Consider the following 25,300-nt stretch of genomic DNA (forward strand, 5'->3'; position numbering starts at 1 on the left):
AACATGCGTAGTGCAAAACTGTACCAATATCAGCTTCCAATGGATTCTGGGGTGATCTTGCGTGATCAGCGACTGGTCAACCGAGACGGCTGGATTGTGGAACTGCACAATGGAGCACGCGTGGCGTATGGCGAAGTGGCGCCGTTGCCGGAATTTAGTCAGGAAAACGCAGCCGAAGCCGGCGAGCAGGCACAGCAGTTGCTGGCGCAGTGGGTCGAGCATGGTCATGTGGATCTGACAGGCGCGATGCCATCTGTCGCTTTTGGCCTGAGTATGGCAATGCTGGAACTGGAAGGCGGCCTACCAGAAGCGGGTAACTACCAAGTAGCGCCACTGTGTTCGGGCGATCCGGATGATTTGGTGGTGGCACTGAACGAGATGCCGGGCGAAAAAGTCGCCAAAATCAAAGTCGGCATGTATGAAGCGGTGCGTGATGGCATGGTGGCGGACATGTTCATTGAATCCATTCCTGATCTGCGTTTGCGTCTGGATGCGAACCGTCGTTGGACGCCACTGAAAGCTCAGCAGTTTGCCAAATATGTGAAGCCACAGCACCGCAGCGGCATCGCGTTTTTGGAAGAGCCGTGTCAGACACCTGCCGACAGCCTGGCCTTTGCCGCTGAAACCGGTATCAACATCGCGTGGGATGAAACCGTGCGTGATGAAGGCTTTGAAGTCAAAGCCGAGCCGGGTGTGGTGGCGATTGTGATCAAGCCAACCCTGATTGGTACGGTGGAACGTTGTGTGGAACTGGTTGAGCAAGCCCATGCGGCGGGCTTAACGGCGGTGATCAGCTCCAGCATGGAATCAAGCTTGGGCTTGAATCAGTTAGCGCGTTTTGCCGCATGGCAAACACCGAACGTGATCCCGGGGCTGGATACCATGCAATTGTTCAAGATGCAGCTGGGTACCCCATGGCCGGGTTGTGATTTGCCGGTGACAAGCTTGGATGCACTGACTGTCGTGTGGCAACAGTAAATTATGGCGGAAGTAATGTCTGTGCCTTTTACAACGTGGCCATGGCAGCATTGGGCCGCAGAGCGCCCGGATGCGGTGGCGATCCGTTTGCCGGATCAGTCCATCACGTGGGCAACGTTGTCTTCACAGATTGAGATTTACGCTCAAGGCTTGTTGGAGCAGGGGATCAAGCGTGATCAGCTGGTTGCGGCGATTGCCCCGAACGGGTTGCCGTTGCTGGGGTTATTGCTGGCGACGATGCGCGTGGGAGCCCGTTTTGTCGCACTTAACCCACGCGCCAGTGCACCGGAATTGCAGGCGCAATTAGCCCAATTGGACTGTGATGCGATCTGGTACCCGGAAGGGAGCGATCCGCTGTCAGCTGAAACGTTGGCGGAGCCCGTGTCATCGATGCTGCGCTTGCATCTGCAACCGGCGGAGCAGCCACGTTTGGTGCCAGTGACCTGGCAGCCGTCGCGCGCGGTGACGTTAACCCTGACTTCTGGTTCAACGGGCACACCCAAAGCGGTGGTGCATTCTGGTTTGACTCATTTAGCCAGTGCCGCCGGCTTATTGGCTTGGTTGCCGTTTGAGCAGGAAGACAGCTGGTTATTGTCATTGCCGCTGTTCCATATTTCCGGCATGGCGATTGTGTGGCGTTGGTTATACCGTGGCGCAGAGATCGTGGTGTGCGCGCCGGATCAGATGGAAACCTTGCTGATGCAAGTGACCCATGCCTCCTTGGTGCCAACGCAGTTACAGCGTGTACTGGACAGTGATGCCGTCGCCTCGCTGGATCTGAAGCAGGTGTTGCTGGGGGGTGCGATGATCCCAGTCAGCTTGACCGATGCTGCCCGTGAGCGGGGTATCGAGTGCTGGTGTGGTTACGGCATGACAGAAATGGCTTCTACCGTGACAGCCAAACGCGCCAATGCCAGTGCAGGTGTCGGCGCCGTATTGCCTCACCGTGAAGTGATGCTGCAAGACGGGGAAGTGTGGGTAAAAGGTGAGACCTTGTGCCTGGGCTATTACCGCAACAAAACCGTCTTTCCGGTCAGTGAGCAAGCATGGTTTGCTACCAAGGACTTAGGACACTGGCAGGACGAAGAGCTGCATATTACCGGTCGTGCCGATAACATGTTCATTTCGGGTGGCGAGAATGTGCAGCCGGAAGACATTGAGCGCGTGTTGTTGGCCCATCCGCAGATCAGTCAGGCGTTTGTGTTACCGATTGATGATGCCGAATTTGGCCAGCGTCCGGTCGCGATTGTGTCAGTGTCAGCAGAAAGCACGCCTTACCGCGAACAACTGGTGGCTTACATGCAAACGCAAGTGGCCGCTTACCGACGACCGGTGGCGTATTACCTGTTACCGCAAGATGTGGCGGGGGGGATTAAAGTTTCCCGTGCTCAACTTGCCCAGTGGCTGGCTCAAGATCGGTTAGTGACCTTAGCCTAACCGCATGCGTGTATAACGATAGAGTCAATGTATAAAAACGCCCCAATGGCTTATGTAAGCTATTGGGGCGTTTTTTATGGGATGCGGAGCATCGAGAGCCGTTGATGTGTTAGCGTTGTTCCCCGCGCAATGTCTCTACTTTTTCTCTCAGTATGACGCTGTTGGCGGTGTCTGGTGTTATCGGCGCATCGGCAATGATGTTGACCTTAGACCAGAAGCGCTTCGGCCATTTGAACAGCGCTTTGCCGCCATGGTGGCTGAAGTAGCTGCCCCACAGGCCTTGCAGCGCCATCGGGATCACCGGTACCGGTGAGCGACGCAGAATTAAATCAATCCCGCGCATGAAAGGCCCGATCTCTCCGTCTTTGGTCAGTTGACCTTCCGGGAACACACAAACCACATCCCCTTGCTCTAAGTACTTACTCACATCGACAAAGGCTTTAAGCACGGATTTCTTATCCGTAGCCTGAATCGGGATCACCTTGCAGGCGCGGCAGAAACTGTTGATAAGCGGCAGTTTGTAAATGTCGCCATCCATCAAAAAACGGATCGGACGCGGGCAAGCCCCCGCTAACAGTAAGGCATCCATATAGCTGACATGGTTACAAACAATCAATGCCCCGCCTTTGGCTGGGATATGTTCGAGTCCCTGATGTTTGACGCGGTACAGTGTGTGGCTGACCAGCCAGACCAGAAAACGCCAGAAGAAATCCGGTACCTGAATGTAGATATAGACCACGACTAACAGGTTCAGAATCGCCAGGATCAGGAAGAATGCCGGGATCGACAAGCCCAGCACCGAGAGCACAATAATCGCGCTGACCGCACTGCCCACCATAAAAATGGCATTCCAGATGTTGTTGGCCGCAATCACCTGCGCACGTTCGTTTTCAGGAGCGCGCTGCTGCATCAGTGCATACAAAGGCACGATGAATATACCGCCAGAGACACCCAATAAGGTCAGGCTAAAGAACACGGGCCACAACGTATGGTTGGTGACAAAGGTGACAATGCTTTGTGTGTCTGGGGCAACAGAGGGTGTGCTGAACATCAGGCCGGCACTGAACAGGGTGATCCCCAAACTGCCCAGCGGCACGATCCCTGGCTCTATACGGTGATTAGAGAGGCGATCACACAAGAGCGAGCCAATGGCAATCCCGATAGAGAACAAGGTCAACAGGAAAGAGACCGCAGCGGCGTTGCCACCCAGATAGAGCTTGGCAAAGTTTGGCAGTTGGGTCAGGAAACAGGCGCCCAAGAACCAGAACCAGCTGATCCCCATCACGCACTGAAAAATGGTTTTGTCTTTTTTCGCAATCGCCAGCGTGTGGCGGGTTTGGCGTACCGGTTGCCACTTAAAATCCAGATGAGGATCAGAAGCTTTGGCTTCAGGAATGTAGCGCGAACATAAGTAACCGATAACGGCAAAACAGACCACGCTGGTGGCCGCAATGGTGGTGGCATTCGCTTGATTGGCAATCACGCCAGCCAGCAGGGTACCGATCAATATCGCCAGAAAGGTGCCGGTTTCAACCAGTGCGTTACCGGAAACCAGCTCTTCTTTTTTCAGGTGTTGCGGCAACAGGGCGTATTTGGCCGGGCCGAAAAAGGCCGACTGCGTCCCCATCAAAAACAGCAGTACCAGCAAGACGAGATAGTTCTCGTAAATAAAGGCGATGGCTGCCAGTGACATAATGACAATTTCCGCCAGTTTGACCTTGCGCATAATGCGGGCTTTATCGTACTTGTCAGACAGTACACCTGCGGTGGCGGAAAACAGGAAAAACGGCAGAATGAAAAGCCCGGCGGCCAGATTAATGATCAGATCGCTGTCAAACGGCAGTGTGTTGGGCGCGGCAAAGGCAATGAAGATCAACAACACGTTTTTGTAGACGTTGTCATTGAAAGCGCCGAAGGCTTGGGTCAGAAAGTAGGGTAAAAACCGGCGTGTCTTGAGGAGGTGTGATTGAGACTGCCCTGACATGTGAGTTCCCTGTATGTGTTATCCCCGTTCATGCCTGAAAAGGGAAGGTGAAACGCGGTATCACAATGGCGGTGCCCGATTGTGATTAAGGTGCCTCTGCCATGACAAAGCAGAGGCACAGCATAGCGGCGGTTATATTAGGCCTTCCATGCATTCAAATAGGTGTTAAGCAGGTTGTCGATCAATGCTTTACCGTTAACCGGCGTAGCGGTAAACAGTTTGTCATCGACAGTCAGCAAAGTAATACCGTGTACACCTGCCCACAATACGCGGCTGGCTTCCAGCACTTCGGCTTCGCTTTGTTGCGGATTGATCTGTGCAATCAAGGTTTCCAGCATACCGGTCATGCCGTTGATACGCTCAGTTTGCCATTCCGGCAATTCTTCTCCGTTCATGGTGTGTTGGAAAATCAGCTGCCAGCGGTAAGGGTTTTCCATCGCAAATGTTAAGTAGCAGTAGGCCAGCTTGCGAAGGGCATCTTCTGGAGAGGAGGCATCGGCCATTTCAATTTCGGCCTGAGCAAAAAGTTCGTCCAGTGTTTGGGCGACAGCGTGCAAGAGTAAGAGGTTGTAGTTGCCGAATACGTTGACGAGGGTACTTGGCACATAGCCAATCATCGCTGCGACTTTGCGCAGGCTCAGTGCATGATGAGGGTGATCTGCGAGAAAGTTTTTGACTTGCTCCAGTGTCATACTTACCAACTCTTCACGAGTATGGTCATTGCGTCTTGCCATTAATGGTTACTCTTGATCGAATATTTTTGTTGTTGTTTGCGTTTACGTGCTGCGATGTGAAGGCAGCTCTTCCTTTTACCTTAAAGGCACAGTTTTGGCTATCACTTTGTATCGTAAACGTAAATATTATAGAACAATGTTCAATATTTTAGTTGGGTTCGTGAGAGGGTCAACCGGAAGGGAGGGGGAAGACAGGCGTTTTTTCCCGCTGATTTGTTGATGTGTGATCCGTATCATCTCTGTGTGGTGACACACAGGCATATTACGTCAGACAGTGTCTGATAGCGCAGACACTGTCTGATGCATCGTGACCATTAGCGTTGTTGTGCTTCGCGGTTACGCATCGAAATTTGATCGTTTAGGGTCCAGAAATCATACAGTACCCCAATCAGGCAGAAGCCGAAGGTACACAGATACAAAATCCCGGTTATCCACTTGCCCATGTACATACGGTGCAGGCCAAATACGCCAAGGAAAGTCAGTAGTAACCAGCCCACCGTATAATCCGTCTCGCCGGCAGTAAAACGCAAATCGGCTTCGCGATCCATCGACGGGATCAAAAATAAGTCAATCAGCCAGCCAATACCCAGCAGGCCCAGCGTGAAAAACCAGATGGTGCCCGTCACAGGTTTACCGTAGTAGAAACGGTGCGCTCCCGTAAAACCGAAAATCCATAATAAATAGCCAATCAATTTGCTGTGTGTATCTTGCATGTCACTGTTACCTATTTAACGCGTGTGCGTTATTGGGAATGTGTCCCTAGTATAGGCCGCAACCTTATGAGGGGGAAAAGGTTCTCGTTGTTTTACCGTCGAGTTTGATGGGAAACGTATAAAAAACACACAGCGTTATCATAATTATGAATAGTAACAATTTGCTTAATGCCGTTTAGTTGACATTCAGCAGCAGACCGCTACGATGCAAACTCTACTATGAGGCAAAGGTATTCCTTGAAATGAAACGCATCTTCACAATATTTGCCCTGATTTTGACGGTGTCCTTCGTGTCACCGCATGCTGAGGCAAAGAAATTTGGTGGCGGCAAATCATTCGGTAAAAGCTTTAAAACAGCGCCGGTGAAAAAGCAGCAACCACAGCAAACGGACACGCTGAAGCAGCAGCAACAGCCAGGTGCTAAACAAGCGGGCTCAAGCAAGAAAGGCCTGATGGGCGGCTTGCTAGGCGGCCTGTTAGCAGGTGGTTTGCTAGCGGCTTTCTTTGGCGGTGCGTTTGATGGTATCCAGTTCATGGATATTCTGATCATTGGCTTGATTGCCTTTGTGATCTTCAAACTGTTCAAAGCGATGCGCGGCACGAAGTCGACCCCGATGGGTCACCGTGAAGCGTATGCGGGGAACTCCCCACAGCAGCAGGCACAGCGCAACCAAGCGCAATTCCGTCAGCAGGCGAACGCTGAGACATACGTATCCACAGACAGCGAGGTGCCGTTTAACCTGCCTCCTGGTTTTAACATGAATGCTTTCCTGAACGGTTCGCGTGAGCATTACCGTATTATCCAGGGCGCATGGAACCACAATGAGTTGGGTAAAATCCGTGAATACGTGAGCCCAGCGTTGTTCGAAGATTTGGCTGCTGAGCGTAGCAAGCTAGATGGCGAGCAGCACACTGAAGTGATGTATGTAGACGCTGAACTGGTACGTGCTGATTACGATGCTAATACAGCACAGCTAAGCATCAAGTTCTCTGGTCGTTACAAAGATCAGGCAGAAGGTGTGGAAGAAGACATTACCGATGTGTGGCACCTAGAGCGCGATCTTCGCACGCCAAATGCACCATGGTTGATTGTTGGTATTCAAGCTTAATTCTTGACCAATCAATACATTACCGTTGAAAGCCGCTCCAAGGAGCGGCTTTTTTGTATCAAAACTTTGAAGCAGATCGCCTGCGGTATTAACAGGACATGATCTCGTCACCTATTTTTCTTACGCAGAGCCGCTAGTATTAAGACTATGTTCGATAAGTAAGAGAGTAACCCATGCCCTATAATGCAGATTTGGTTCACGAGATGAACCTATTGATTAAGTTCCCAATGCACAGTGACATGGAAGGGATCAAAGTACACAGCGATGCCACACCAGAAATGGTGTCAGCCGCAAAGCGTCTATACGCGAAAGGGTTGGTTACACAGGAAGACGGGGGCTATCTGACCTTCTCCGGCCATCAGGCTGTTGAGCATGCCAAGTCCGTACTACGGATTCTCACCGGCAAGATCAATGTATAAGCAGTAACGGGCACGTAGAAAAACGTGCCGTTATTTATGCACCGCAAGATGAAAGCATGACGTCAGGTCATGCTTTCTAGTTCAGTGATGTTATCCAGCGCTTGCTGTGATGTTTGACCACACAATGACGGACACGCCTTAAATTGACTACATACAGCAGGGCGTTCAGGTTTACCAAAAATTTTACACAGATTCTGCTCATTGAGCTGAACGCAGCGCACACCTGCGGGCTTCCCCTTTGGCATTCCCGGGATCGCCGAAGAGATACTCGGGGCAATACAGCACGCGCCACACCCTAAACGACATTCCATAACTCACCTACACTTCTTTATAACGGCTGCGAAACTTATCACCGTCGCTTATCGGGATCAAAAAGAATTGCCGTTTTTCGCCGAATATCGCTGCTAAATCGTAATGACTCTTATTCCATGGCGATATTGGGTGGGATTTGTCCGTGAGGGGCGGAAGTGCTTGCACTTTGCAGATGGGGCGGCTATAAAACCGCCTTCGAGGTAAGACTGCCCTGCAACCTTGGGGGGCGGCGAAGTAACAGAAGGCAGCGTGATGACACACTATTGGCAAGAAAAAGATTTGAAAGCAATGACCGATCAAGAGTGGGAAGCCCTGTGTGACGGTTGCGGTAAATGCTGCCTGCATAAGTTGATCGATGACGATACCGACGAGATCTACTACACCAATGTGGCGTGTAGCCTGCTGGATAACAAAACCTGTTCATGCCGCGACTACCCAAACCGTTTTGAATCCGGTGAAGAGTGTCTGAAGCTGACACGTGAGCGCATCGACGAGTTCGTATGGCTGCCGGAAACGTGCGCATACCGTTTGCTGGCAGAAGGCAAACCACTACCAGAATGGCACCCACTGCTGACCGGCTCAAAAGAGGCAATGCATGCAGCGGATGAATCAGTACGTGACAAAGTCGTATACGAAATCGACGTGATCGACTGGGAAGACCACATTTTGAATCACCCGAATCGTTAATTTCGGTTAACTGATTGATTAAAATGACAGATATAAAAAAACGGAGACCGCAGGGTCTCCGTTTTTGTTTGTGTCTTTTGTGCTTACGCCACTGAATCTTGCTGTGCTTGCTGCAAAATCGCCACGATAGGGGCGGCTTTGTTGTGGGCGCGGATATCGGAAAACAGCGCTTGAGCCTGTGGGTATTCATGGCGCAGGTACGCGAACCACTGCTTGATGCGGTTCGGGTAGTACAGGCCTTTATCCCCTTTGATTTCGTAGGTGGAGTACTTCAATAGCAGCTCCAGCACGTGCTCCCAGTCCATGTGGGCGTGGTTGTGTTTCACCACATTGCCCAGGTTAGGCAGGTTGATGGCACCACGACACACCATCAGCGCGTCAGAGCCCGTGACTTCCATACAGCGCTGACCGTCTTCGTAAGTCCAAATTTCCCCATTGGCGATAATCGGCTGGCTGATCTTGGTTTTTAGCTGGCGAATGTAATCCCACTTAATGGCATCGGCTTTGTAGCCGTCGGTTTTGGTACGGGCATGCACCACGATTTCATCAGCACCGGCTTGGGCTACCGCATCGGCAATTTCAAAACAGTGCTCAGGATCGTCCCAACCCAAACGGACTTTCGCCGTTACAGGTAAGCGAGGATCGGTGGCTTCACGCACGGCTTTGACGATATCGTACATCAGGGCAGGGTCTTGCAGCAGTACCGCACCACCACGGCTCTTATTGACCGATTTAGCTGGGCAACCAAAGTTGATATCGATACCCGGTGAGCCCAGTTGTACCGCGCGGTGGGCATTTTCTGCCAGCCAGTGAGGGTCTTGTCCCAATAGCTGTACACGCACAGGGGTGCCAGACAGGGTTTTGCCCCCTTGGCGCAGCTCAGGGCACAGGCGGTAGAACACACTATTTGGCAGTAGCTGATCAACGACACGGACAAATTCTGTCACACACAAATCGTAGTCATTGATTTCAGTTAGCATTTCCCGCATCAGGTGATCCACGACACCTTCCATTGGGCCTAAAATTACTCGCATGGGTTCTCTCTTGTCGCCGCTGGCGGTACGTCTGCCGGGGGCCAAATAGTGATAGATAGGGTGCGAGATTTTAGAGGGTAACGGCGGGCTTGTCTAATAACATCCGCCCTGACAGGGTCAGTACGGCGGGCAGTTCGCGACGGGTCGCAGCCAGTGCCAGTTCTATCATACGTTTGGCGACTTGCTCTGCCGGGATCGGATCCAGATTGGACAAGGGGCCGACCGCCAGTGGGTGCAGGGCATCGAAAATACTTTGTACCAGCAGTTCATCTTTACGCGGGGAGCCGCGCTCGCCACGCAGCGGACCGGGGCGGACGAAAATACAGTGCTCAAAGCCCATATTGATCAGCGCATGTTCCATTTTGCCTTTGCAGCGCAGGTAATGAGACGGAGAGCGGCGACTGGCAAACAAACTGGAAATCACCACAATGTGCTTCACACCCTGCGCTTTCATTTGCACGGCAACGTGTTTGACCAAGTGATAATCCACCGCTTCTAGAGCCTGACGGCTGCCCGCTTGTTTTTTGGTGGTACCTAAACAGATAAAACCAAAATCCGGAGCGGGCAGGGTGCTGTCCCATTGCTCGATGTCGAGTGTCGGGTGGACAATTTGGTGCAGCTTACTGCTCAGGTGAGGCAGTTCGCGTCGACCGAGGGCATAGACGTGTTGGATGTCAGAACGCTTAAGCAAAAGATGGATGAGCTCATCGCCGACGAGTCCACTGGCACCGGCAATGATGGCATTGTGCAAAGTCATGCTGTTCTCGGGAGTTGAATGGGCCTAAAACAGAGTCTTTTTTGCCACTCTTTGATAAACACATCAACCGTTTTATCACTTGAACGGCATTTCTCTGCGCTAGCGCAATAACTTAGCACAACAAAGGGATGGCATATCATGCTGTGCATGGTCACCATCACCCTATCAACTTCCTTCTTCGAGGTCCCCATTTGTGGGTGCTTGGGTATATAATCGCGGTAATGATCGAACAGACGAGATAAAACATGACACAACTAATGACACTGCCTGACGCATGGGAAGGTATGCCTGCGACCTTTATCGAAGGGGCGCTGTTGGCGGCCAATGCCAATCCAAAGCCATTAGTGCCTGAAGCGTGGTTGCCGACGCTGGTAACGGGTGGTGTGGAAGAAGATGCCGCAGTGACCATCAGCCAAGCGGATCAAACCACCATTTTGAACCACTTTGAGATGCAGTACCGTTTGATCAAAGCCGGTGAATACGTCTTGCCTGCAGAGATTCGTTGGGATGAAGCACAAGGTCTGACCCCTGCGATGAGTGAGTTTGCAGCAGGCTTCCTGACGGTATGGCCATTGATTGAGCCGGCATGGGGTGAGCAGGCGATGTCTGACGGCACCATGCGTATGCTCTCTGCTTTCATTACCACTTTGATGCTGATGGTCGACGAAGAAAATACGCTGGCACAGATGGAAGAAGCGGGCGTGACTGGTATGCCAGCCCCTGCTGTGCTGTATGCCCAATTACCGTTGATGCTGAGCGAAGTGGTGATGGCGGCCGATGAGTGCCAGCAAGGTGCTGCGGCACAAGCGGTGAACCCGTATAAAGAAACCGGCCGTAACGATGAATGCGTCTGTGGCAGCGGTAAAAAGTTCAAGCAGTGCTGTGGTCAATAAGCCGGTATCTGACACCATGACAGACAAGCAAACCCTGCTGGTGGTGGCGGGTGTGATCGTCAAAGACGGTCAGTACTTACTGATGCAGCGTTTTGATCATGCCAGCCAAGGCGGCCTATGGGAGTTTCCGGGCGGCAAGGTGGAAGTGGGAGAAACCCCGGAGCAAGCCTTGACCCGTGAACTGCAGGAAGAGCTGGCGATTGAAACGCACACTGGCGCGTTTCTGGCTGACAGCGTGTTTGATTACGGGGATAAAGTGATTCACCTGAAAGGGTACGTGTCACACTGGCAGTCAGGCGACATTGCGCTGCACAGTCATCAGGCGGCTGTGTGGGTACCGCTTGAGGCGATCCGTGATTACACCTTGTGTCCGGCAGATTACCCGATAGTCGATGCGCTGTTTGCTTTGCAAAGCTAGGGCGCATCGCAAAGCGACAAATTGCAGAGAAACAAAAAGCGAGTGGTTGATAGCCACTCGCTTTTTTTTCATTTCGCTCGAACCTCGAACTGGACTTACGCTTTTTTCTTCGCACCCAAGATTTGTGCTACGACGATCAATGCCAAGGCTGCAAGGTTAGCGGAGAAGATGACTTCCAACCATTGTGGCATGGTCAGGTTCATGAACTCCCACACGATTTTGCCACAGTCACCTGAGGCCGCGAACATCCACGGTACCCACTGATCCAGTGGCGCCCATGCCGGGTAGTTGGTTTCTAGTCCACAACTGGCTGACCAAGGAAACTCAGGAAACTGGTAGCTCACGTGTTGGCTGGAAAGCATCAAACCGTGATAAGCGCTGTAACCCCAGCCGACCAAGCCCGCCCAACGGATCGCCGCATTTTGCGGCGCGATCATACCAATCAGCGCGGCAATACCGATCCCCATCATCGCAACGCGTTCATAGACACACATGACACACGGTGCCAGGTTCATCACGTGTTGAAAGAACAGGGCACAGCCTTCAAAGAAAATGATGAAGGCGAATAAGATCAGCCATGACAGGCGGCTTTTTGAAAATGAGTATAAAAATTCCATCAACGGATTTCCTGAGTAACGCGTTCTCGTTCGCGAGAGTAACAAAAGTGAAAGTCACAAAAGTAGTGTTGCTCCCAAAAGTACAAAGCCCTGATAGGTCAGGGCTTTGTGTTTAGGATAGCTGATTATTAGTCAATGAAACTGACAAATAATTCCCATTAATGGCCAACAGCTTGTGAACTCGCTTCCACAACCTGCTTCGCGGCTTCTAGCCAGCCCATGTCGTAGAACCACTGTGTCATTGGAACCAGCGTGAATTCGATACATGCCAGACCAACCAGCGACAGCACGATGGTGTATGGCAGTGCCATGTAAACCATGCGGCCGTAAGACAAGCGGATAAGCGGTGCCAGTGCCGATGTCAGTGCAAACAAGAAGGCCGCCTGACCGTTTGGCGTGGCAACAGACGGCAGGTTAGTACCGGTGTTGATGGCAACTGCTAGCATGTCGAACTGATCACGCGTGATGATACCGTTCGTTAGCGCCGCTTTCACTTCGTTGATGTAAACCGTACCCACGAACACGTTGTCCGATACCATCGACAACAGGCCGTTCGCCACGTAGAACATGCTCATCTGCGCGCTGCCTTCCATCTGCAATACCATCTGGATCACAGGGGCAAACAGCTTCTGGTCAATGATAACCGCAACGATAGAGAAGAAGACCGCCAATAGGGCTGTAAACGGCAACGCTTCTTCAAACGCTTTACCTAGTGCGTGCTCTTCGGTGATACCGGTGAACGACGTCGCCAGGATGATCACGGTTAGACCGATAATACCAACAGCGGCCAGGTGCATCGCCAGTGCCACAATCAACCATACTGCGATAACCGCTTGTACAATCAGTTTTGCGTAGTCTAGGTTCGTACGGGTTTTGCGCTCTTCATTGTCAAACGCTTCCAAAATATGACGTACGTTTTCTGGTAGTGCAGTACCGTAACCACACAGTTTGAATTTTTCTACCAGGACACAGGTCGCGATACCACACAGGAACACAGGAATCGTCACTGGTGCCATGCGGATAATGAATTCACCAAACTGCCAGCCAGCACGGTCTGCAATGATCAGGTTTTGAGGCTCACCCACCATGGTCATTACACCACCCAGCGCCGTACCCACACCTGCGTGCATTAGCAGGCTACGTAGGAACGCACGGTAGTTTTCCAGATCATCACGGCTCACTTCCTGGATGTTGTTATCCGACGTGTGGTCGTGTGCGGCATGTGGCTCTTGGCCTGATGCAACTTTGTGGTAGATGCTGTAGAAGCCTACCGTTACGCTGATCACTACCGCGATAACGGTTAGCGCATCAAGGAAGGCAGACAAGAACGCCGCCATCACACAGAATGCCAGTGATAGTAGAGTCTTAGAGCGAATGCTGATCAGAATTTTGGTGAAGATGAATAGCAGAAGCTGCTTCATGAAGTAGATGCCGGCGACCATGAAGACCAGCAGCAAGAGCACTTCGATGTTTGCGACAATTTCATGCTTAACCATTTCAGGGCTGGTCATGCCGATGGCGACCGCCTCAATGGCCAGTAGACCACCTGGTTGCAATGGGTAGCATTTTAATGCCATTGCCAAAGTGAAGATGAATTCAATCACCAGTAGCCAGCCAGCTACGAAAGGATCAATCAGGAAGAAAACAATGGGGTTAATGATCAAAAAGGCGATGATCGCGACTTTATACCAATCAGGCGCTTTGCCTAAAAAGTTTTTTATAAAGGCGTTCCCTAGCGAAATTGCCATGTGTCTGAGTCTCTATAAATACGCAATGGATAGGTAGGGCTGATCGCTATCTGGCCTTGTCATCCGAGAGCAAGGTAACCATTTTGTTATTATTCTGGTTAAATGTTCTTAGAGACTCTTTAAGCTAAACACCCTGACGGGCATTGGCATTTAACTTAAAGTAGGCAGCAGCATCCTTTCAGCTCCCAGTGATAAAACGTGCTAACTCTACCGTGAGATCGTTTTCAGTCAAGTGCTTAAAGATGAACTTATTTCAGTTTGTGAAACTTCATCAAAAAACGCGGGCTACATTCAAGAACTCCAGCGAGTTTTGAAATATATGCTTACACATTTCAAATTACGTTGAGCTTCATCAAACTTGTGTTTCATGGAACTTGATTAATAAAACGGTGTGCCAATTGAAAACTAGATGCATATAAATTGTAACGATTTCCTGCTCGCAGGCAGGGCTTCTTTTGGGTTTTGGGTAGGCAATAGGTGAATACTGGTGGTATGATGAGTTAATAAAAATAGAGCAAGAAGCAACTGGAAAATTAATCAGATGGTAATAAAGGCGGATAGCCCAGCAACATTTGCTGAGAAATATATTATAGAGAGTATCTGGAATAATCACTTCCCGCAGGGCTCAATCCTTCCCGCAGAACGAGAGTTGTCGGAGCTCATTGGAGTAACGCGTACAACCCTTCGTGAGGTATTGCAGCGTTTGGCGCGTGATGGCTGGTTGACCATTCAGCATGGTAAACCGACTCGAGTGAACAACTACATGGACACCTCGGGTCTCAGCATTTTGGATACACTGATTACCTTAGATGGACAGGACGTTCAGGGCGTATTGGAAGATTTGCTTTCAGCGCGTACCGATATTAGTAGTGTATACATGCGCTATGCCGTGAAAGGTAACTCAGATGAATCTGCGGCATTGATCGACAGCATCATTGAAGAGTGTGAACGTTTATTGCAAGCCGAAAGCTTTGCTGACTACATGGAAGCGAGCGATATCAAGGCTGAGCTGACACAAGAAGTGAAAAAAATCGTCGATAAATACGGTAAGGAAGATCCTGAACTGTGTGAAGCGATTTGCCGCGCGCGCGCATTCAACTACTTTGACTACCGTATGTTCCAGGGCATGGCAGCAAAATCAGGCAACACTTTGTACGTGTTGACCATTAATGGTTTGCGTAAGATCTACACCCGTGTCGGTGGTTACTACTTTATGTCGAAAGAAGCGTGCGAATTGGCACTGGATTTCTACCGCGACATGAAATTGTTCTGTGAAAAGCAGCAGCCTGAACTTGTGGCAGATCGTATCCGCAAATACGGTCGTGAGAGTGGGGCGATTTGGTACGCGAACCGTATTGAAATCGCACGCTACCTGTTTGAAGAAGAGCAGTGATCCGCTAATGCCTGCTGTGAGTTGACGTTAACGTCACACATAAAAAAGAGATGCCAATGGGCATCTCTTTTTGTTTGTACGCGTCTTTTTTACATTTGTGTCAGGGTGTTGCCACCCCAACGGACGGTTAGATATCGGTATTGTACTGCGTGCGAGTCGGACACGCGCCCAGTAATTGGGTACGACCATCTGCAAGCTCTTCTTCCAGCGTGACCTCAAAACCCCATAAGCGGTGCAAATGCTTCAGCACTTCTTGTTGGCTATTGGCCAGTGGAATACGGTTGTGTGGTACATAGCGCAGGGTGAGTGAGCGATCTCCTTTTAGCGCCACATTCCAAACCTGAATATTGGGCTCGTTGTTACTCAGGTTGTACTGCGATGACAGCTTCTCCCGAATGGCGCGATACCCTTCTTCATTATGAATGGCACTGACTTCCACATAGTTATGGCGGTCATCGTCATTGACGGCAAACAGCTTAAAGTCACGGATCACTTTTGGTGACAGGAATTGGCTGATGAAGCTTTCATCCTTGAAGTTCTCCATGGCAAAGTGCAGGGTGTCTAACCAGTCTTTACCGGCAATGTCAGGGAACCAGTGTTTGTCTTCTTCGGTCGGATCTTCACAGATGCGGCGAATGTCCTGGAACATGGCAAAGCCAAGCGCATACGGGTTGATCCCGCTATAGTACGGGCTGTTGTAGTCTGGTTGTGCCACCACATTGGTATGACTGTGTAAAAACTCAATGATAAAGCGTTCGCTCACCAAGCCTTCATCATAGAGGTGGTTCAAGATGGTATAGTGCCAGAAGGTCGCCCAACCTTCGTTCATCACCTGCGTTTGTTTCTGCGGGTAGAAATACTGGCTGACTTTACGCACAATCCGTACGATTTCACGTTGCCATGGCTCTAACAGCGGAGCATGTTTTTCAATGAAGTACAGAATGTTTTCCTGCGGTTCAGCCGGATAGCGGGCTTCTTCTAACACTGACTCTTTTTCCTGCTGGACCGGAATGGTGCGCCATAGGGCGTTCACTTGGGTTTGCAGGTAATCTTCCCGCGCTTTCTGACGCGCCTTTTCTTCAACCATGGAGATTTTCTGCGGACGTTTGTAACGATCCACGCCATAGTTCATCAAGGCATGGCAGGAGTCGAGCAGCTTCTCGACATCGTCCACCCCGTACTTTTCTTCACATTCGGTGATGTATTTACGGGCGAATAACAGGTAGTCGACGATGGAGCTGGCATCGGTCCACGTCTTAAACAGGTAATTGCCTTTGAAAAACGAGTTATGGCCATAACAGGCGTGTGCCATAACGAGCGCCTGCATGGTGATGGTATTTTCTTCCATTAAGTAAGCAATACACGGATCGGAGTTGATGACAATTTCGTACGCCAACCCCATTTGTCCGTGCTTGTAACCCCGTTCGGTTTCAATAAAGCGCTTACCGAACGACCAGTGATGGTAATTGATAGGCATCCCGATACTGGAATAGGCATCCATCATCTGTTCAGCCGTGATCACTTCGATCTGATTGGGGTAGGTGTCGAGTCGGTAGTGCTGGGCGACACGCTTAATTTCCTGGTGGTACGTTTCCAATAGATCGAATGTCCAATCTGGACCATCACTGAGTGTTTTGTTTTTAATGCTTGTCTCCATAGCACACTCCCCCTAAAGCGTCTTAATTGACTTGCTTCTTAAACAGCTCCCGGAATACAGGGAAAATGTCTTCCACGCTCCTTATGTTCTGCATGGCAAAGTTGCTGTGGCTTGCTTGGAGCGCTTCGTATTCCCGCCATAGTGTTTGGTGCGCCCGTCGTGTGATTTCGATGTACGAATAATAACGGGTGACCGGTAGGATCTGTTTATCGAGCAATTCTCGACAGCCGGGTGAATCATCGGCCCAGTTATCCCCATCTGATGCTTGCGCCGCATAGATGTTCCATTCTGCCGGTGAATAGCGTTTTTTCACGATCTCATCCATCATGCGCAGCGCACTGGATACGATGGTGCCGCCGGTTTCTTGTGAGTAGAAAAACTCGTGTTCATCCACTTCTTTGGCTTGCGTGTGGTGGCGAATAAACACCACATCCACATTCTTGTACGTACGGTTTAAGAACAAGTACAGCAAGATGTAGAAACGCTTAGCCATGTCTTTGGTGGCTTGATCCATCGAACCGGATACATCCATCAGACAGAACATCACCGCCTGGCTGGTGGGTTGCGGACGACGTTCATAGTTTTTGTAGCGTAAATCAAAGGTGTCGATAAACGGCACACTGCTGATTTTCTCGCGCAGTGACAGGATCTCACTTTTCACGCGCTCTTCTTCAAACGGCTGCGCCGGTTCGGTATTCATCAGGTTATCGAGGGCTTGTTCAAGCTCACGAAGCTGACGCCGTTTGGCGGCCGTCATGGCGGTACGACGAGCCAGTGAATTCTGCAGCGATTTCACAATGGCAATGTTGGCCGGCACGCCGGATGATTTGTACCCTGAGCGGAAGGTTTTCCACTCAACAATTTTATTGAGCTGGTTTTTCTCAAGGTTCGGCAACTCGAGATCTTCAAACAGCAGATCCAAGTATTCGTCTTTTGAGATTTGGAACACAAACTCGTCCTGACCTTCACCGTCTTGGCTGGCTTGACCTTCCCCTGCGCCACCTTGTCCGCCCCCTCCTTGGGGGCGTTCAATACGGTCACCGGGTGAGAACTGGTCGTTGCCCGGGTGGACAACTTCACGTTGTCCACCACGGCCTTGGTGAAAGCTTGGCTCGCTGATATCGCGCGAAGGGATAGTAATATCCTCGCCGCTATCCACATCAGTGATCGAACGCTTGTTAACCGCATCAGCAATCGATTCTTTGATTTGCTGTTTGTGTCGGCGTAAAAAGCGTTGGCGATTCACCGTGCTTTTATTCTTACCGTTGAGCCTGCGGTCTATGAAATGCGCCATAAGCTCTCCCCTTATTCATCCCATCCCATTGGTTATGATGACTTACGTACGCGTAGATACCATTCAGATAGCAGGCGTACTTGCTTACGGGTGTAGCCTTTCTCCATCATACGAGCAACGAAGTCATCGTGTTTCTTCTGCTCTTCGGTGGAGGTTTTGGCATTGAATGAAATCACTGGTAGCAACTCTTCGGTGTTCGAGAACATTTTCTTCTCAATCACAGTGCGAAGTTTTTCGTAGCTGGTCCAGTTCGGGTTTTTGCCTGCGTTGCTGGCACGGGCGCGCAGTACGAAGTTGACGATTTCGTTTCGGAAATCTTTCGGATTGCTGATCCCGGCTGGTTTTTCGATTTTCTCCAGTTCATTGTTCAGCGCCGCACGGTCAAACAGCTGGCCTGTTTCCGGATCGCGGTATTCTTGATCCTGAATCCAGAAGTCGGCATAGCTCACGTAGCGGTCAAAGATGTTCTGGCCGTACTCTGAGTAAGACTCAAGGTAAGCGGTCTGGATCTCTTTGCCAATGAACTCGACGTATTTCGGTGTGAGGTAGCCTTTCAAATGCTCAAGGTACTTCTCTGCCATTTCTTGTGGGAACTGCTCACGCTCGATTTGCTGTTCAAGGACATAGAACAGATGCACTGGGTTCGCGGCCACTTCGGAATGGTCAAAGTTGAATACGCGAGAGAGGATCTTAAAGGCAAAACGGGTCGACAGACCGGCCATCCCTTCATCGACACCCGCATAATCACGGTACTCTTGGTAAGACTTGGCTTTTGGATCCGTGTCTTTCAGCGTTTCACCGTCATACACACGCATCTTCGAGTAGATGCTGGAGTTCTCAGGCTCTTTCAGGCGTGACAGCACAGAGAAGCGCGCCAAGATTTCCAGTGTGCTTGGTGAGCACGGTGCGGCAGAGAGTTCACTGTTTTGCAGCAGTTTCTCGTAAATCCGCATTTCTTCAGAGACACGTAAACAGTAAGGCACTTTGACGATGAACACACGGTCAAGGAAGGCCTCATTGTTTTTGTTGTTACGGAATGTCTGCCACTCGGATTCGTTGGAGTGGGCCAGAATGATCCCGTCAAATGGCAGGGCTGAAAGCCCTTCGGTCCCGTTGTAGTTGCCTTCCTGCGTCGCGGTCAGCAGTGGGTGCAACACTTTTAGCGGTGCCTTGAACATTTCCACGAACTCCATCAAGCCTTGATTAGCTTTACAGAGTGCGCCGGAATAGCTGTAGGCATCCGGATCGTCTTGTGAGAAGTGCTCAAGTTGACGGATGTCGACTTTACCCACCAGCGACGAGATGTCCTGGTTGTTTTCATCGCCCGGTTCGGTTTTCGCAATACCGACCTGATCCAAAATGGATGGACGGACTTTTACGACTTTAAATTTGCTGATGTCCCCACCAAACTCATGCAGGCGTTTTGCGGCCCATGGTGACATGATGGTGTTGAGGTAACGCCCCGGAATGCCGTATTCGCTTTTCAGTAGCCCACCGTCTTCGTTTTTATCGAATAGGCAGAAAGGGTGGTCGTTTACCGGGCTGCGTTCGCCATTGGCAGTTAGCACGTAAACCGGCACTTTCTGCATCAGGCTTTTGAGTTTTTCTGCAAGGGATGATTTACCGCCCCCAACCGGACCGAGCAAGTACAGGATCTGTTTGCGCTCTTCCAGACCTTGCGCGGCGTGTTTGAGGTAGGAAACAATCTGTTCAATGGCATCTTCCATGCCATAGAAATCTTCAAAGGTTTTGTAACGCGAGATCACACGGTTAGAAAAGAGTCGGCTCAAACGTGGGTCTTGCGCGGTGTCAATCATTTCGGGTTCGCCAATGGCCATCAGCAAGCGTTCTGCTGCATTCACATAGGCACTGCGATCGTTACGACAGATATCAAGGAATTCTTGCAATGAAAGCTCTTCATCCTTGGCTTCTTCATAGCGCTGACGATAGTGGTCAAAAATACTCATGGTATGCCCCCTGAATCGTTCTTCAATCAATTAGAAAGGACGAAAACGAAATACTTTCACATCCCTCACTTACTAAGCCTAGACCTAACTGATTAAAATGCGTCACTGAGTGATTGGTTTATAAACCAAATTTCCCATTTCCCATTTCATCGCAAAGAGGAATATTCCTTGCGCATACCTTCCACTATCCTCCTATATATCGCGTACTGCAAGGGGATATGTTTAAAAATGGTTAACGATTTGATTCGCTTGTGACATAGATCTTGGTGCATATATTCCATGGTGAATTATTGTGATATTTCATTTTTAGGTGGTGGCTTCAACTAGAATTGAGGGTTTTACTGAGAGAAAGAGAATAAAAAGTGCAGGGAAGCAGCGTGTTCAGAGTTTTTTGCGAAAACAGCGGTTCTCTTGGGCGATTTTTGCAAAAAAGAGGGAAGTAATGTGTATACCGGGCTTTCAAGCGCTCCGCGCCTTGGTGTTAAAGGTGTGCGAATCGGGGTTATTTTGCGAGCGAAATCAAAAACTCTAGATTAAGCTAAAAAATGTGAGGTTAGTTGGGGGAGCTTAATGAATGAGTATTTCACGTGTTGATACGGTTTCTATTCCGGTTTCTGATCAGGGACAAGCATTGGCGTTTTACCGGGATGCCCTGGGTTTTGAACTGATACGTGATCATTTGGCAGATAACCACAAGCGATGGATACAGTTGGCGCCGAAAGGGGCAGAGACGACCATCAGTTTGGTCACGCCATTTGGTGGCATGGAGGCGGGCTCAGTGCAGGGGCTGGTAGTGCAGACGGATGATATTCATACGACACACGGTGAATTGTCACGACGGGGTGTGCCGCTATCAGAAATTGTCACTATCATTGGCGGACGTTTTGCCACCTTTGCCGATCCAGATGGAAACGGGTGGGTGCTGATTGAAGCCCATTCACAGATGCTGGCGTAGCAGACTTGGATGTAATCAGGTTTAGGCTGTGTGACGCAGAAAGAGGCAGGGAGTGGTGATGACCACTCCCTTTCTTGTGGGATGCACGAAATGTGATGCCGCTAATTAACGGCTGACGACAATGTGCGTGACCAGGTCATGAGATTCACCCGGCGCCAAGGTAATGGCACTGTCACCGTGGATAGTGGATTCTACACACACCATGGTTTCAAAGCTGTTATCGGCCATGTCAGCCATGCTGATGGACAGATCTTGCCATGGGTTCCAGATTACCGCAGCGGTATGGCCTTCGTTGGTGATATGCAATTGGCGCGGGCTGCCATCTTTCACCGTGATGGTGTCATGAGGTTGCGTGTAAACACGGTCAACTTCACCGTTAAAGATCATGCTGTCACCGCCGGTGCACACTTTGCCACCTTGAGTGCTGTCCAGGTAGCTTTCACCCATGCCTGTGATCGACACTTGTCGAATATCGTCGATAGCAAAGTAGGTGTGCAATGCGCCAGAGTAGTGCCATGGCTGCTCATCGGTATTGGTGGAGGTCAGGGTCACTTTTAATGACTGGCCGATCTCAAACGTCAGTACGTTACGGAACTTGTGCGGCCAAATCGCGCGTGTTGCTTCGCTGTCTTCAAGAGCCAGTGCCACAATCACACCCTTGTCGTTTTCACGGTGCTCCAGCAGTGACCATTCGCTGGTACGGGCAAAACCGTGAGACGGAGTGCCTGCTTTGCCAAACCATGGCCAACAAACAGGAATACCCCCACGGATGGCTTTCGCCGGATCAAACTCTGCTTTTTCACTCAGCCAAATCACGTCTTCTTCGCCAGCAGGCTTAAACCATACAAGGTGGCCGCCGTGCAGCGTAATGCCTGCTTCTGCAGTGTCGTGCAGTACACGTACCACTTTCATGCCTTGGTAGTCACAGATGGTGACAGCATCAGACAGTACGCTGATGGTTGGTAAGTCTTGAAGTTTCATTAATCAATCCTTTCATTGGGCAATGTGTCAATCACTGCAATCGGACAAGACGAGAGGGCATATTGCACGGATTGAGACACTTATTTTTATTAAAAAATTAATCAGAAATAATAAAAGATATTTGTTAAATTTGTAATTGTTTTTGTGATGAAGATCACCTTTTAGGGTGGTGGGGTGGGGAAAGCCTGAACAGCAGATACAAAAAAGGCGACACCGAAGCGCCGCCTTTTTTTCTAGCTAAAAGCTTACATTACTTAGAGATGTGAGCGATTAGGTCTAGAACTTTGTTTGAGTAACCGATTTCGTTGTCGTACCAAGATACAACTTTAACGAATTTGTCAGTTAGAGCAACACCAGCTTTTGCGTCGAACACAGAAGTCTGAGTTTCACCGATGAAGTCTTGAGATACAACTTCGTCTTCAGTGTAACCAAGAACGCCAGCCATTTCGCCTTCAGAAGCTTCTTTCATTGCTGCACAGATAGCTTCGTAAGATGCTGCTTCTTTTAGGTTAACTGTTAGGTCAACTACAGAAACGTTAGCAGTTGGTACGCGGAAAGCCATACCAGTTAGTTTGCCGTTTAGTTCTGGAAGAACAACGCCTACTGCTTTAGCAGCACCAGTTGAAGATGGGATGATGTTCTGAGAAGCACCACGACCACCACGCCAGTCTTTAGCAGAAGGACCGTCAACAGTCTTCTGAGTAGCAGTAGTTGCGTGAACAGTAGTCATCAGACCAGACTCGATGCCCCACTTGTCGTTAAGCACTTTAGCGATAGGTGCTAGACAGTTAGTAGTACAAGAAGCGTTAGATACGATGTCTTGGCCAGCGTAAGTAGTGTGGTTAACACCCATTACGAACATTGGCGTAGCGTCTTTTGAAGGACCAGTTAGAACAACTTTCTTCGCACCAGCAGTGATGTGCTGACGAGCAGTTTCGTCAGTTAGGAAGATACCTGTTGCTTCAGCAACAACGTCAACACCGATTGCGTCCCACTTAAGGTCAGCTGGGTTACGTTCTGCAGTTACGCGAACAGTTTTACCGTTAACGATTAGGTTACCGTCTACAACTTCAACAGTACCGTTGAAACGGCCGTGAGTTGAGTCGTACTTAAGCATGTAAGCCATGTAATCTACGTCGATTAGGTCGTTGATACCAACAACTTCGATGTCGTTACGCTCTACAGAAGCACGGAAAACAAAACGTCCAATACGGCCAAAACCGTTAATACCTACTTTGATAGTCATTACAGTTGCTCCACAACTTAATTTCTAATGAAAGATAACTGGTAGTAAAATTACAGAATCTAGCGTGACGCTGCAAGTGAAAAACGAACTTAAATTGCTTAAGGTCAAAAAAAAGTTCGGATCTTTTTTACATTCCCACTACAACGCTGCAAAAGTGTACAGCTGTTGTATGAATATCCATCATTACTGTTAGTAACTTTTAATATCAACACTTATCCCGGCAAAATATGCTTAAATGGGCAGTGAAGATGTAAAATCCTTTCGAGCAGAAAGTATGTGCCACACTATACCTTGTTGGCAACACCTTTCGGATATAACGTAAGGAATAAAAATAATAAGGAAAGTAAATGTCAGGTAAATCAGATTCTTATTGGCGTGAAAAGCTCTCTCCAGAGCAGTATCGCGTCTGCCGTGAGCAGGGTACCGAAGCCCCGTTCTCTGGCACATTACTTCATAATCGTGAAACCGGTCTCTACACCTGTACGTGTTGCGAGGCTCCTCTGTTCCATTCTGAGAGTAAGTTTGACTCGGGTTGTGGCTGGCCGAGCTTCGATGCGCCAGTGAATAAAACGGCCATTCGTTACTTGGAAGATTTTAGTCATGGTATGCAACGCATCGAGATCCGCTGTGCAGCATGTGACAGCCACTTGGGGCACGTTTTCCCTGATGGGCCGCCGACCACCGGTGAGCGCTACTGTGTGAATTCAGTGTCGTTGATTTTCCAAGCGCCAGAAAAGGACGATGACAGCGCGCAGTAAAAGTGGGTCATTCCCGTTATCCGCTGTTCTCTTTTCACTTTTCTCGTTGTGATAGCGCTTTGCCGGTTATCACTGCCATCACAAGCCAATGGGTCTTTGTGATGGCAACACCTTTCTTGATGCAGGGCTCTTGATAATTGCATCCTTGATGCTTGGTCCTTGCTATATGAGTGCCAGACCCACTGCCTTCCTCACTGCCTATTTCGTTACGCTCTATTTAGTCGCTGTCTATTTCGTTGCTATTTGTTTACTGATTATCTGTTTACTGACTATCTGTGTGCATTCCGTTTGCTTTGTACTCATTGCACGGTTAGCAGCGTGGCGTTGAATTCTCCTTGTCGCAGTTTTTCTGCAATCACTAATGCTTGTGCTGTTAATGCCGCTCGCTGGGTATCACTCATCGGGTAGAGGAACGCCAGTTTTTCTTCACTCGCAATTGGCATATCCAGTGCTATCCCGGTCATGGACCATAAGAAAGCCTGATCCCGTCGGCCTTGCTGATGAGACAGAGTGGCCAGCGTTTGAATGATTTCGGGTTTCACCGATTGATTGGCTTTGTACAGAGACAGGGCGTGCAATAGAAGTGTTTGTGTTTTGGGGCGATCTTTGGCGATGTAAAACGTGGCCAGCGCCAGTTGCAGATCCGGTGTCTCCAATGCCGGAGTCCCTTCTAAGCGTAAAAATTGGCGCAGTGCGTGTTGATCGCCCTGGCTCCAGCGGTAGTAGATGATGTCGGGATCCGGGGAGTCCGCTAATTCGTCATTCAGGCGCTTGATGGACGCGTACGCATTGAGCAAGGCGCGGGTGCGGTGGGTTTTGCGCTCTTTGAGTTCTGTCGGTTCGATACGGGCGGCATACTCCAGACACTGCTGATACGCCGTGGTGAATTTCAGCTCTTTGAATTTTTCCTGATCGGTTGGGTTTTGCATCACATCATAGCGTTGCCAAATCACGTTTGCCCGCTGAATACGGCACTGGCCGTCATTGATGTTGGTATCCGCGCACAATTGCGGGTAAGCCTCACAAAGCTGATCTGTAGTACGGTGGCGTTCAAAGCAGCCGCTTAATGCGAACAGACTCACTAAAACAAGTGCGGATTGACCAAGGCGATGCAATGGGTGCGTCATAAAACCCCTGTTCAGGCTAAGTGAAAAGACAGTCAGTGATAAGGGTGTGATCCCTTAAACATTTTATCGACGTATCTTTAGC

24 protein-coding genes are annotated in these 25,300 nt (G+C 49.9%); 10 read left to right on the forward strand and 14 right to left on the reverse strand.

The window, feature by feature from the left end; all coding sequences use genetic code 11:
* Positions 1 to 3 precede the first annotated feature (3 nt).
* The gene (gene menC, locus ABT58_RS17325) at positions 4 to 978 is read left to right on the forward strand and encodes an o-succinylbenzoate synthase (protein WP_047875703.1); all 975 of its coding nucleotides are present in this window, start codon (positions 4 to 6) and stop codon (positions 976 to 978) included.
* A 3-nt stretch (positions 979 to 981) separates the two neighbouring features.
* Complete coding sequence (gene menE, locus ABT58_RS17330; RefSeq protein ID WP_047875704.1) at positions 982 to 2,415, forward strand: o-succinylbenzoate--CoA ligase; 1,434 nt, start codon at positions 982 to 984, stop codon at positions 2,413 to 2,415.
* A gap of 109 nt (positions 2,416 to 2,524) precedes the next feature.
* On the opposite strand, the gene ABT58_RS17335 is transcribed toward menE, so the two are convergent.
* The 3 genes from ABT58_RS17335 to ABT58_RS17345 all read right to left on the reverse strand — a co-directional run bounded on the left by ABT58_RS17335 (position 2,525) and on the right by ABT58_RS17345 (position 5,846).
* The gene (locus tag ABT58_RS17335) at positions 2,525 to 4,399 is read right to left on the reverse strand and encodes an MFS transporter (RefSeq protein ID WP_047875705.1); all 1,875 of its coding nucleotides are present in this window, start codon (positions 4,397 to 4,399) and stop codon (positions 2,525 to 2,527) included.
* A gap of 137 nt (positions 4,400 to 4,536) precedes the next feature.
* The gene (locus ABT58_RS17340) at positions 4,537 to 5,133 is read right to left on the reverse strand and encodes a TetR/AcrR family transcriptional regulator (RefSeq protein ID WP_047875706.1); all 597 of its coding nucleotides are present in this window, start codon (positions 5,131 to 5,133) and stop codon (positions 4,537 to 4,539) included.
* Between the two features lie 314 nt (positions 5,134 to 5,447).
* Positions 5,448 to 5,846: an NINE protein gene (locus tag ABT58_RS17345; RefSeq protein WP_047875707.1), complete on the reverse strand. Its 399-nt coding sequence runs from the start codon at positions 5,844 to 5,846 to the stop codon at positions 5,448 to 5,450.
* Between the two features lie 242 nt (positions 5,847 to 6,088).
* Here ABT58_RS17345 and ABT58_RS17350 point away from each other — a divergent pair, with 242 nt between their 5' ends.
* Both ABT58_RS17350 and ABT58_RS17355 read left to right on the forward strand, forming a co-directional pair.
* On the forward strand, positions 6,089 to 6,955 hold the full coding sequence (locus tag ABT58_RS17350) for a Tim44 domain-containing protein (protein ID WP_047875708.1): 867 nt from the start codon (positions 6,089 to 6,091) through the stop codon (positions 6,953 to 6,955).
* A gap of 173 nt (positions 6,956 to 7,128) precedes the next feature.
* A complete protein-coding gene (locus tag ABT58_RS17355; protein WP_047875709.1) occupies positions 7,129 to 7,374 on the forward strand; it encodes a TIGR02647 family protein in 246 nt (81 codons plus the stop codon).
* 62 nt (positions 7,375 to 7,436) lie between these two features.
* Here the strand turns inward: ABT58_RS17355 and ABT58_RS23810 are convergent, their stop codons facing one another.
* Positions 7,437 to 7,685: a YkgJ family cysteine cluster protein gene (locus tag ABT58_RS23810; RefSeq protein ID WP_082211146.1), complete on the reverse strand. Its 249-nt coding sequence runs from the start codon at positions 7,683 to 7,685 to the stop codon at positions 7,437 to 7,439.
* 253 nt (positions 7,686 to 7,938) lie between these two features.
* Between ABT58_RS23810 and ABT58_RS17360 the strand changes: the two genes are divergently transcribed.
* A complete protein-coding gene (locus ABT58_RS17360; RefSeq protein ID WP_082211147.1) occupies positions 7,939 to 8,373 on the forward strand; it encodes a YcgN family cysteine cluster protein in 435 nt (144 codons plus the stop codon).
* 83 nt (positions 8,374 to 8,456) lie between these two features.
* On the opposite strand, the gene dusC is transcribed toward ABT58_RS17360, so the two are convergent.
* Complete coding sequence (gene dusC, locus ABT58_RS17365; RefSeq protein WP_047875710.1) at positions 8,457 to 9,407, reverse strand: tRNA dihydrouridine(16) synthase DusC; 951 nt, start codon at positions 9,405 to 9,407, stop codon at positions 8,457 to 8,459.
* Between the two features lie 70 nt (positions 9,408 to 9,477).
* Positions 9,478 to 10,164, reverse strand: coding sequence for an NAD(P)H-binding protein (locus ABT58_RS17370; protein ID WP_047875711.1), 687 nt, complete (start codon positions 10,162 to 10,164; stop codon positions 9,478 to 9,480).
* Between the two features lie 245 nt (positions 10,165 to 10,409).
* Between ABT58_RS17370 and ABT58_RS17375 the strand changes: the two genes are divergently transcribed.
* Positions 10,410 to 11,057: a YecA family protein gene (locus tag ABT58_RS17375; protein WP_047875712.1), complete on the forward strand. Its 648-nt coding sequence runs from the start codon at positions 10,410 to 10,412 to the stop codon at positions 11,055 to 11,057.
* Positions 11,017 to 11,475 (forward strand): (deoxy)nucleoside triphosphate pyrophosphohydrolase, encoded by a 459-nt coding sequence (locus ABT58_RS17380; RefSeq protein WP_276203466.1) that lies wholly within the window; start codon positions 11,017 to 11,019, stop codon positions 11,473 to 11,475. The genes ABT58_RS17375 and ABT58_RS17380 overlap by 41 nt, the downstream gene beginning before the upstream one ends.
* 95 nt (positions 11,476 to 11,570) lie before the next feature.
* On the opposite strand, the gene dsbB is transcribed toward ABT58_RS17380, so the two are convergent.
* Together dsbB and nhaB are read right to left on the reverse strand one after the other, a co-directional pair.
* The gene (gene dsbB, locus ABT58_RS17385) at positions 11,571 to 12,092 is read right to left on the reverse strand and encodes a disulfide bond formation protein DsbB (RefSeq protein ID WP_047875713.1); all 522 of its coding nucleotides are present in this window, start codon (positions 12,090 to 12,092) and stop codon (positions 11,571 to 11,573) included.
* A 158-nt stretch (positions 12,093 to 12,250) separates the two neighbouring features.
* Complete coding sequence (nhaB, locus tag ABT58_RS17390) at positions 12,251 to 13,840, reverse strand: Na(+)/H(+) antiporter NhaB (protein ID WP_047875714.1); 1,590 nt, start codon at positions 13,838 to 13,840, stop codon at positions 12,251 to 12,253.
* Positions 13,841 to 14,381: 541 nt separating this feature from the next.
* Between nhaB and fadR the strand changes: the two genes are divergently transcribed.
* Positions 14,382 to 15,233, forward strand: a complete 852-nt coding sequence (gene fadR, locus ABT58_RS17395; RefSeq protein ID WP_047875715.1) for a fatty acid metabolism transcriptional regulator FadR — start codon at positions 14,382 to 14,384, stop codon at positions 15,231 to 15,233.
* A 127-nt stretch (positions 15,234 to 15,360) separates the two neighbouring features.
* On the opposite strand, the gene ABT58_RS17400 is transcribed toward fadR, so the two are convergent.
* Genes ABT58_RS17400 through ABT58_RS17410 form a run of 3 tightly spaced genes read right to left on the reverse strand, consistent with a single transcriptional unit; the run spans position 15,361 to position 20,151 of the window.
* On the reverse strand, positions 15,361 to 16,890 hold the full coding sequence (locus ABT58_RS17400; protein WP_047875716.1) for a SpoVR family protein: 1,530 nt from the start codon (positions 16,888 to 16,890) through the stop codon (positions 15,361 to 15,363).
* Between the two features lie 22 nt (positions 16,891 to 16,912).
* The gene (locus ABT58_RS17405; protein ID WP_047875717.1) at positions 16,913 to 18,184 is read right to left on the reverse strand and encodes a YeaH/YhbH family protein; all 1,272 of its coding nucleotides are present in this window, start codon (positions 18,182 to 18,184) and stop codon (positions 16,913 to 16,915) included.
* 32 nt (positions 18,185 to 18,216) lie between these two features.
* On the reverse strand, positions 18,217 to 20,151 hold the full coding sequence (locus tag ABT58_RS17410; protein WP_047875718.1) for a PrkA family serine protein kinase: 1,935 nt from the start codon (positions 20,149 to 20,151) through the stop codon (positions 18,217 to 18,219).
* 574 nt (positions 20,152 to 20,725) lie between these two features.
* Between ABT58_RS17410 and ABT58_RS17415 the strand changes: the two genes are divergently transcribed.
* Positions 20,726 to 21,106 carry a VOC family protein gene (locus ABT58_RS17415; protein WP_047875719.1) on the forward strand — a complete coding sequence of 127 codons (381 nt, stop codon included), beginning with the start codon at positions 20,726 to 20,728 and terminating at the stop codon, positions 21,104 to 21,106.
* Between the two features lie 105 nt (positions 21,107 to 21,211).
* Here ABT58_RS17415 and ABT58_RS17420 read toward each other — a convergent pair whose 3' ends face one another.
* Together ABT58_RS17420 and gap are read right to left on the reverse strand one after the other, a co-directional pair.
* Positions 21,212 to 22,087: a D-hexose-6-phosphate mutarotase gene (locus tag ABT58_RS17420; protein ID WP_047875720.1), complete on the reverse strand. Its 876-nt coding sequence runs from the start codon at positions 22,085 to 22,087 to the stop codon at positions 21,212 to 21,214.
* A gap of 250 nt (positions 22,088 to 22,337) precedes the next feature.
* Complete coding sequence (gene gap, locus ABT58_RS17425) at positions 22,338 to 23,333, reverse strand: type I glyceraldehyde-3-phosphate dehydrogenase (protein ID WP_047875721.1); 996 nt, start codon at positions 23,331 to 23,333, stop codon at positions 22,338 to 22,340.
* A gap of 347 nt (positions 23,334 to 23,680) precedes the next feature.
* Between gap and msrB the strand changes: the two genes are divergently transcribed.
* Positions 23,681 to 24,091, forward strand: coding sequence for a peptide-methionine (R)-S-oxide reductase MsrB (gene msrB, locus ABT58_RS17430; RefSeq protein WP_047875722.1), 411 nt, complete (start codon positions 23,681 to 23,683; stop codon positions 24,089 to 24,091).
* A gap of 299 nt (positions 24,092 to 24,390) precedes the next feature.
* Here the strand turns inward: msrB and ABT58_RS17435 are convergent, their stop codons facing one another.
* Complete coding sequence (locus ABT58_RS17435) at positions 24,391 to 25,218, reverse strand: DUF2989 domain-containing protein (protein ID WP_047875723.1); 828 nt, start codon at positions 25,216 to 25,218, stop codon at positions 24,391 to 24,393.
* Between the last annotated feature and the right edge of the window lie 82 nt (positions 25,219 to 25,300).

Origin of the sequence: Photobacterium aphoticum (assembly GCF_001029435.1) — a bacterium.
Classification (GTDB): Bacteria; Pseudomonadota; Gammaproteobacteria; order Enterobacterales; family Vibrionaceae; genus Photobacterium; species Photobacterium aphoticum.

Excerpts from the sequence above, each read along its gene's own strand:
- menC (WP_047875703.1), top strand. The coding sequence starts at position 4 with ATGCGTAGTGCAAAACTGTACCAATATCAGCTTCCAATGGATTCTGGG.
- menE (WP_047875704.1), top strand. The coding sequence starts at position 982 with ATGGCGGAAGTAATGTCTGTGCCTTTTACAACGTGGCCATGGCAGCAT.
- ABT58_RS17335 (WP_047875705.1), bottom strand. The coding sequence starts at position 4,399 with ATGTCAGGGCAGTCTCAATCACACCTCCTCAAGACACGCCGGTTTTTA.
- ABT58_RS17340 (WP_047875706.1), bottom strand. The coding sequence starts at position 5,133 with ATGGCAAGACGCAATGACCATACTCGTGAAGAGTTGGTAAGTATGACA.
- ABT58_RS17345 (WP_047875707.1), bottom strand. The coding sequence starts at position 5,846 with ATGCAAGATACACACAGCAAATTGATTGGCTATTTATTATGGATTTTC.
- ABT58_RS17350 (WP_047875708.1), top strand. The coding sequence starts at position 6,089 with ATGAAACGCATCTTCACAATATTTGCCCTGATTTTGACGGTGTCCTTC.
- ABT58_RS17355 (WP_047875709.1), top strand. The coding sequence starts at position 7,129 with ATGCCCTATAATGCAGATTTGGTTCACGAGATGAACCTATTGATTAAG.
- ABT58_RS23810 (WP_082211146.1), bottom strand. The coding sequence starts at position 7,685 with ATGGAATGTCGTTTAGGGTGTGGCGCGTGCTGTATTGCCCCGAGTATC.
- ABT58_RS17360 (WP_082211147.1), top strand. The coding sequence starts at position 7,939 with ATGACACACTATTGGCAAGAAAAAGATTTGAAAGCAATGACCGATCAA.
- dusC (WP_047875710.1), bottom strand. The coding sequence starts at position 9,407 with ATGCGAGTAATTTTAGGCCCAATGGAAGGTGTCGTGGATCACCTGATG.
- ABT58_RS17370 (WP_047875711.1), bottom strand. The coding sequence starts at position 10,164 with ATGACTTTGCACAATGCCATCATTGCCGGTGCCAGTGGACTCGTCGGC.
- ABT58_RS17375 (WP_047875712.1), top strand. The coding sequence starts at position 10,410 with ATGACACAACTAATGACACTGCCTGACGCATGGGAAGGTATGCCTGCG.
- dsbB (WP_047875713.1), bottom strand. The coding sequence starts at position 12,092 with ATGGAATTTTTATACTCATTTTCAAAAAGCCGCCTGTCATGGCTGATC.
- nhaB (WP_047875714.1), bottom strand. The coding sequence starts at position 13,840 with ATGGCAATTTCGCTAGGGAACGCCTTTATAAAAAACTTTTTAGGCAAA.
- fadR (WP_047875715.1), top strand. The coding sequence starts at position 14,382 with ATGGTAATAAAGGCGGATAGCCCAGCAACATTTGCTGAGAAATATATT.
- ABT58_RS17400 (WP_047875716.1), bottom strand. The coding sequence starts at position 16,890 with ATGGAGACAAGCATTAAAAACAAAACACTCAGTGATGGTCCAGATTGG.
- ABT58_RS17405 (WP_047875717.1), bottom strand. The coding sequence starts at position 18,184 with ATGGCGCATTTCATAGACCGCAGGCTCAACGGTAAGAATAAAAGCACG.
- ABT58_RS17410 (WP_047875718.1), bottom strand. The coding sequence starts at position 20,151 with ATGAGTATTTTTGACCACTATCGTCAGCGCTATGAAGAAGCCAAGGAT.
- ABT58_RS17415 (WP_047875719.1), top strand. The coding sequence starts at position 20,726 with ATGAGTATTTCACGTGTTGATACGGTTTCTATTCCGGTTTCTGATCAG.
- ABT58_RS17420 (WP_047875720.1), bottom strand. The coding sequence starts at position 22,087 with ATGAAACTTCAAGACTTACCAACCATCAGCGTACTGTCTGATGCTGTC.
- gap (WP_047875721.1), bottom strand. The coding sequence starts at position 23,333 with ATGACTATCAAAGTAGGTATTAACGGTTTTGGCCGTATTGGACGTTTT.
- msrB (WP_047875722.1), top strand. The coding sequence starts at position 23,681 with ATGTCAGGTAAATCAGATTCTTATTGGCGTGAAAAGCTCTCTCCAGAG.
- ABT58_RS17435 (WP_047875723.1), bottom strand. The coding sequence starts at position 25,218 with ATGACGCACCCATTGCATCGCCTTGGTCAATCCGCACTTGTTTTAGTG.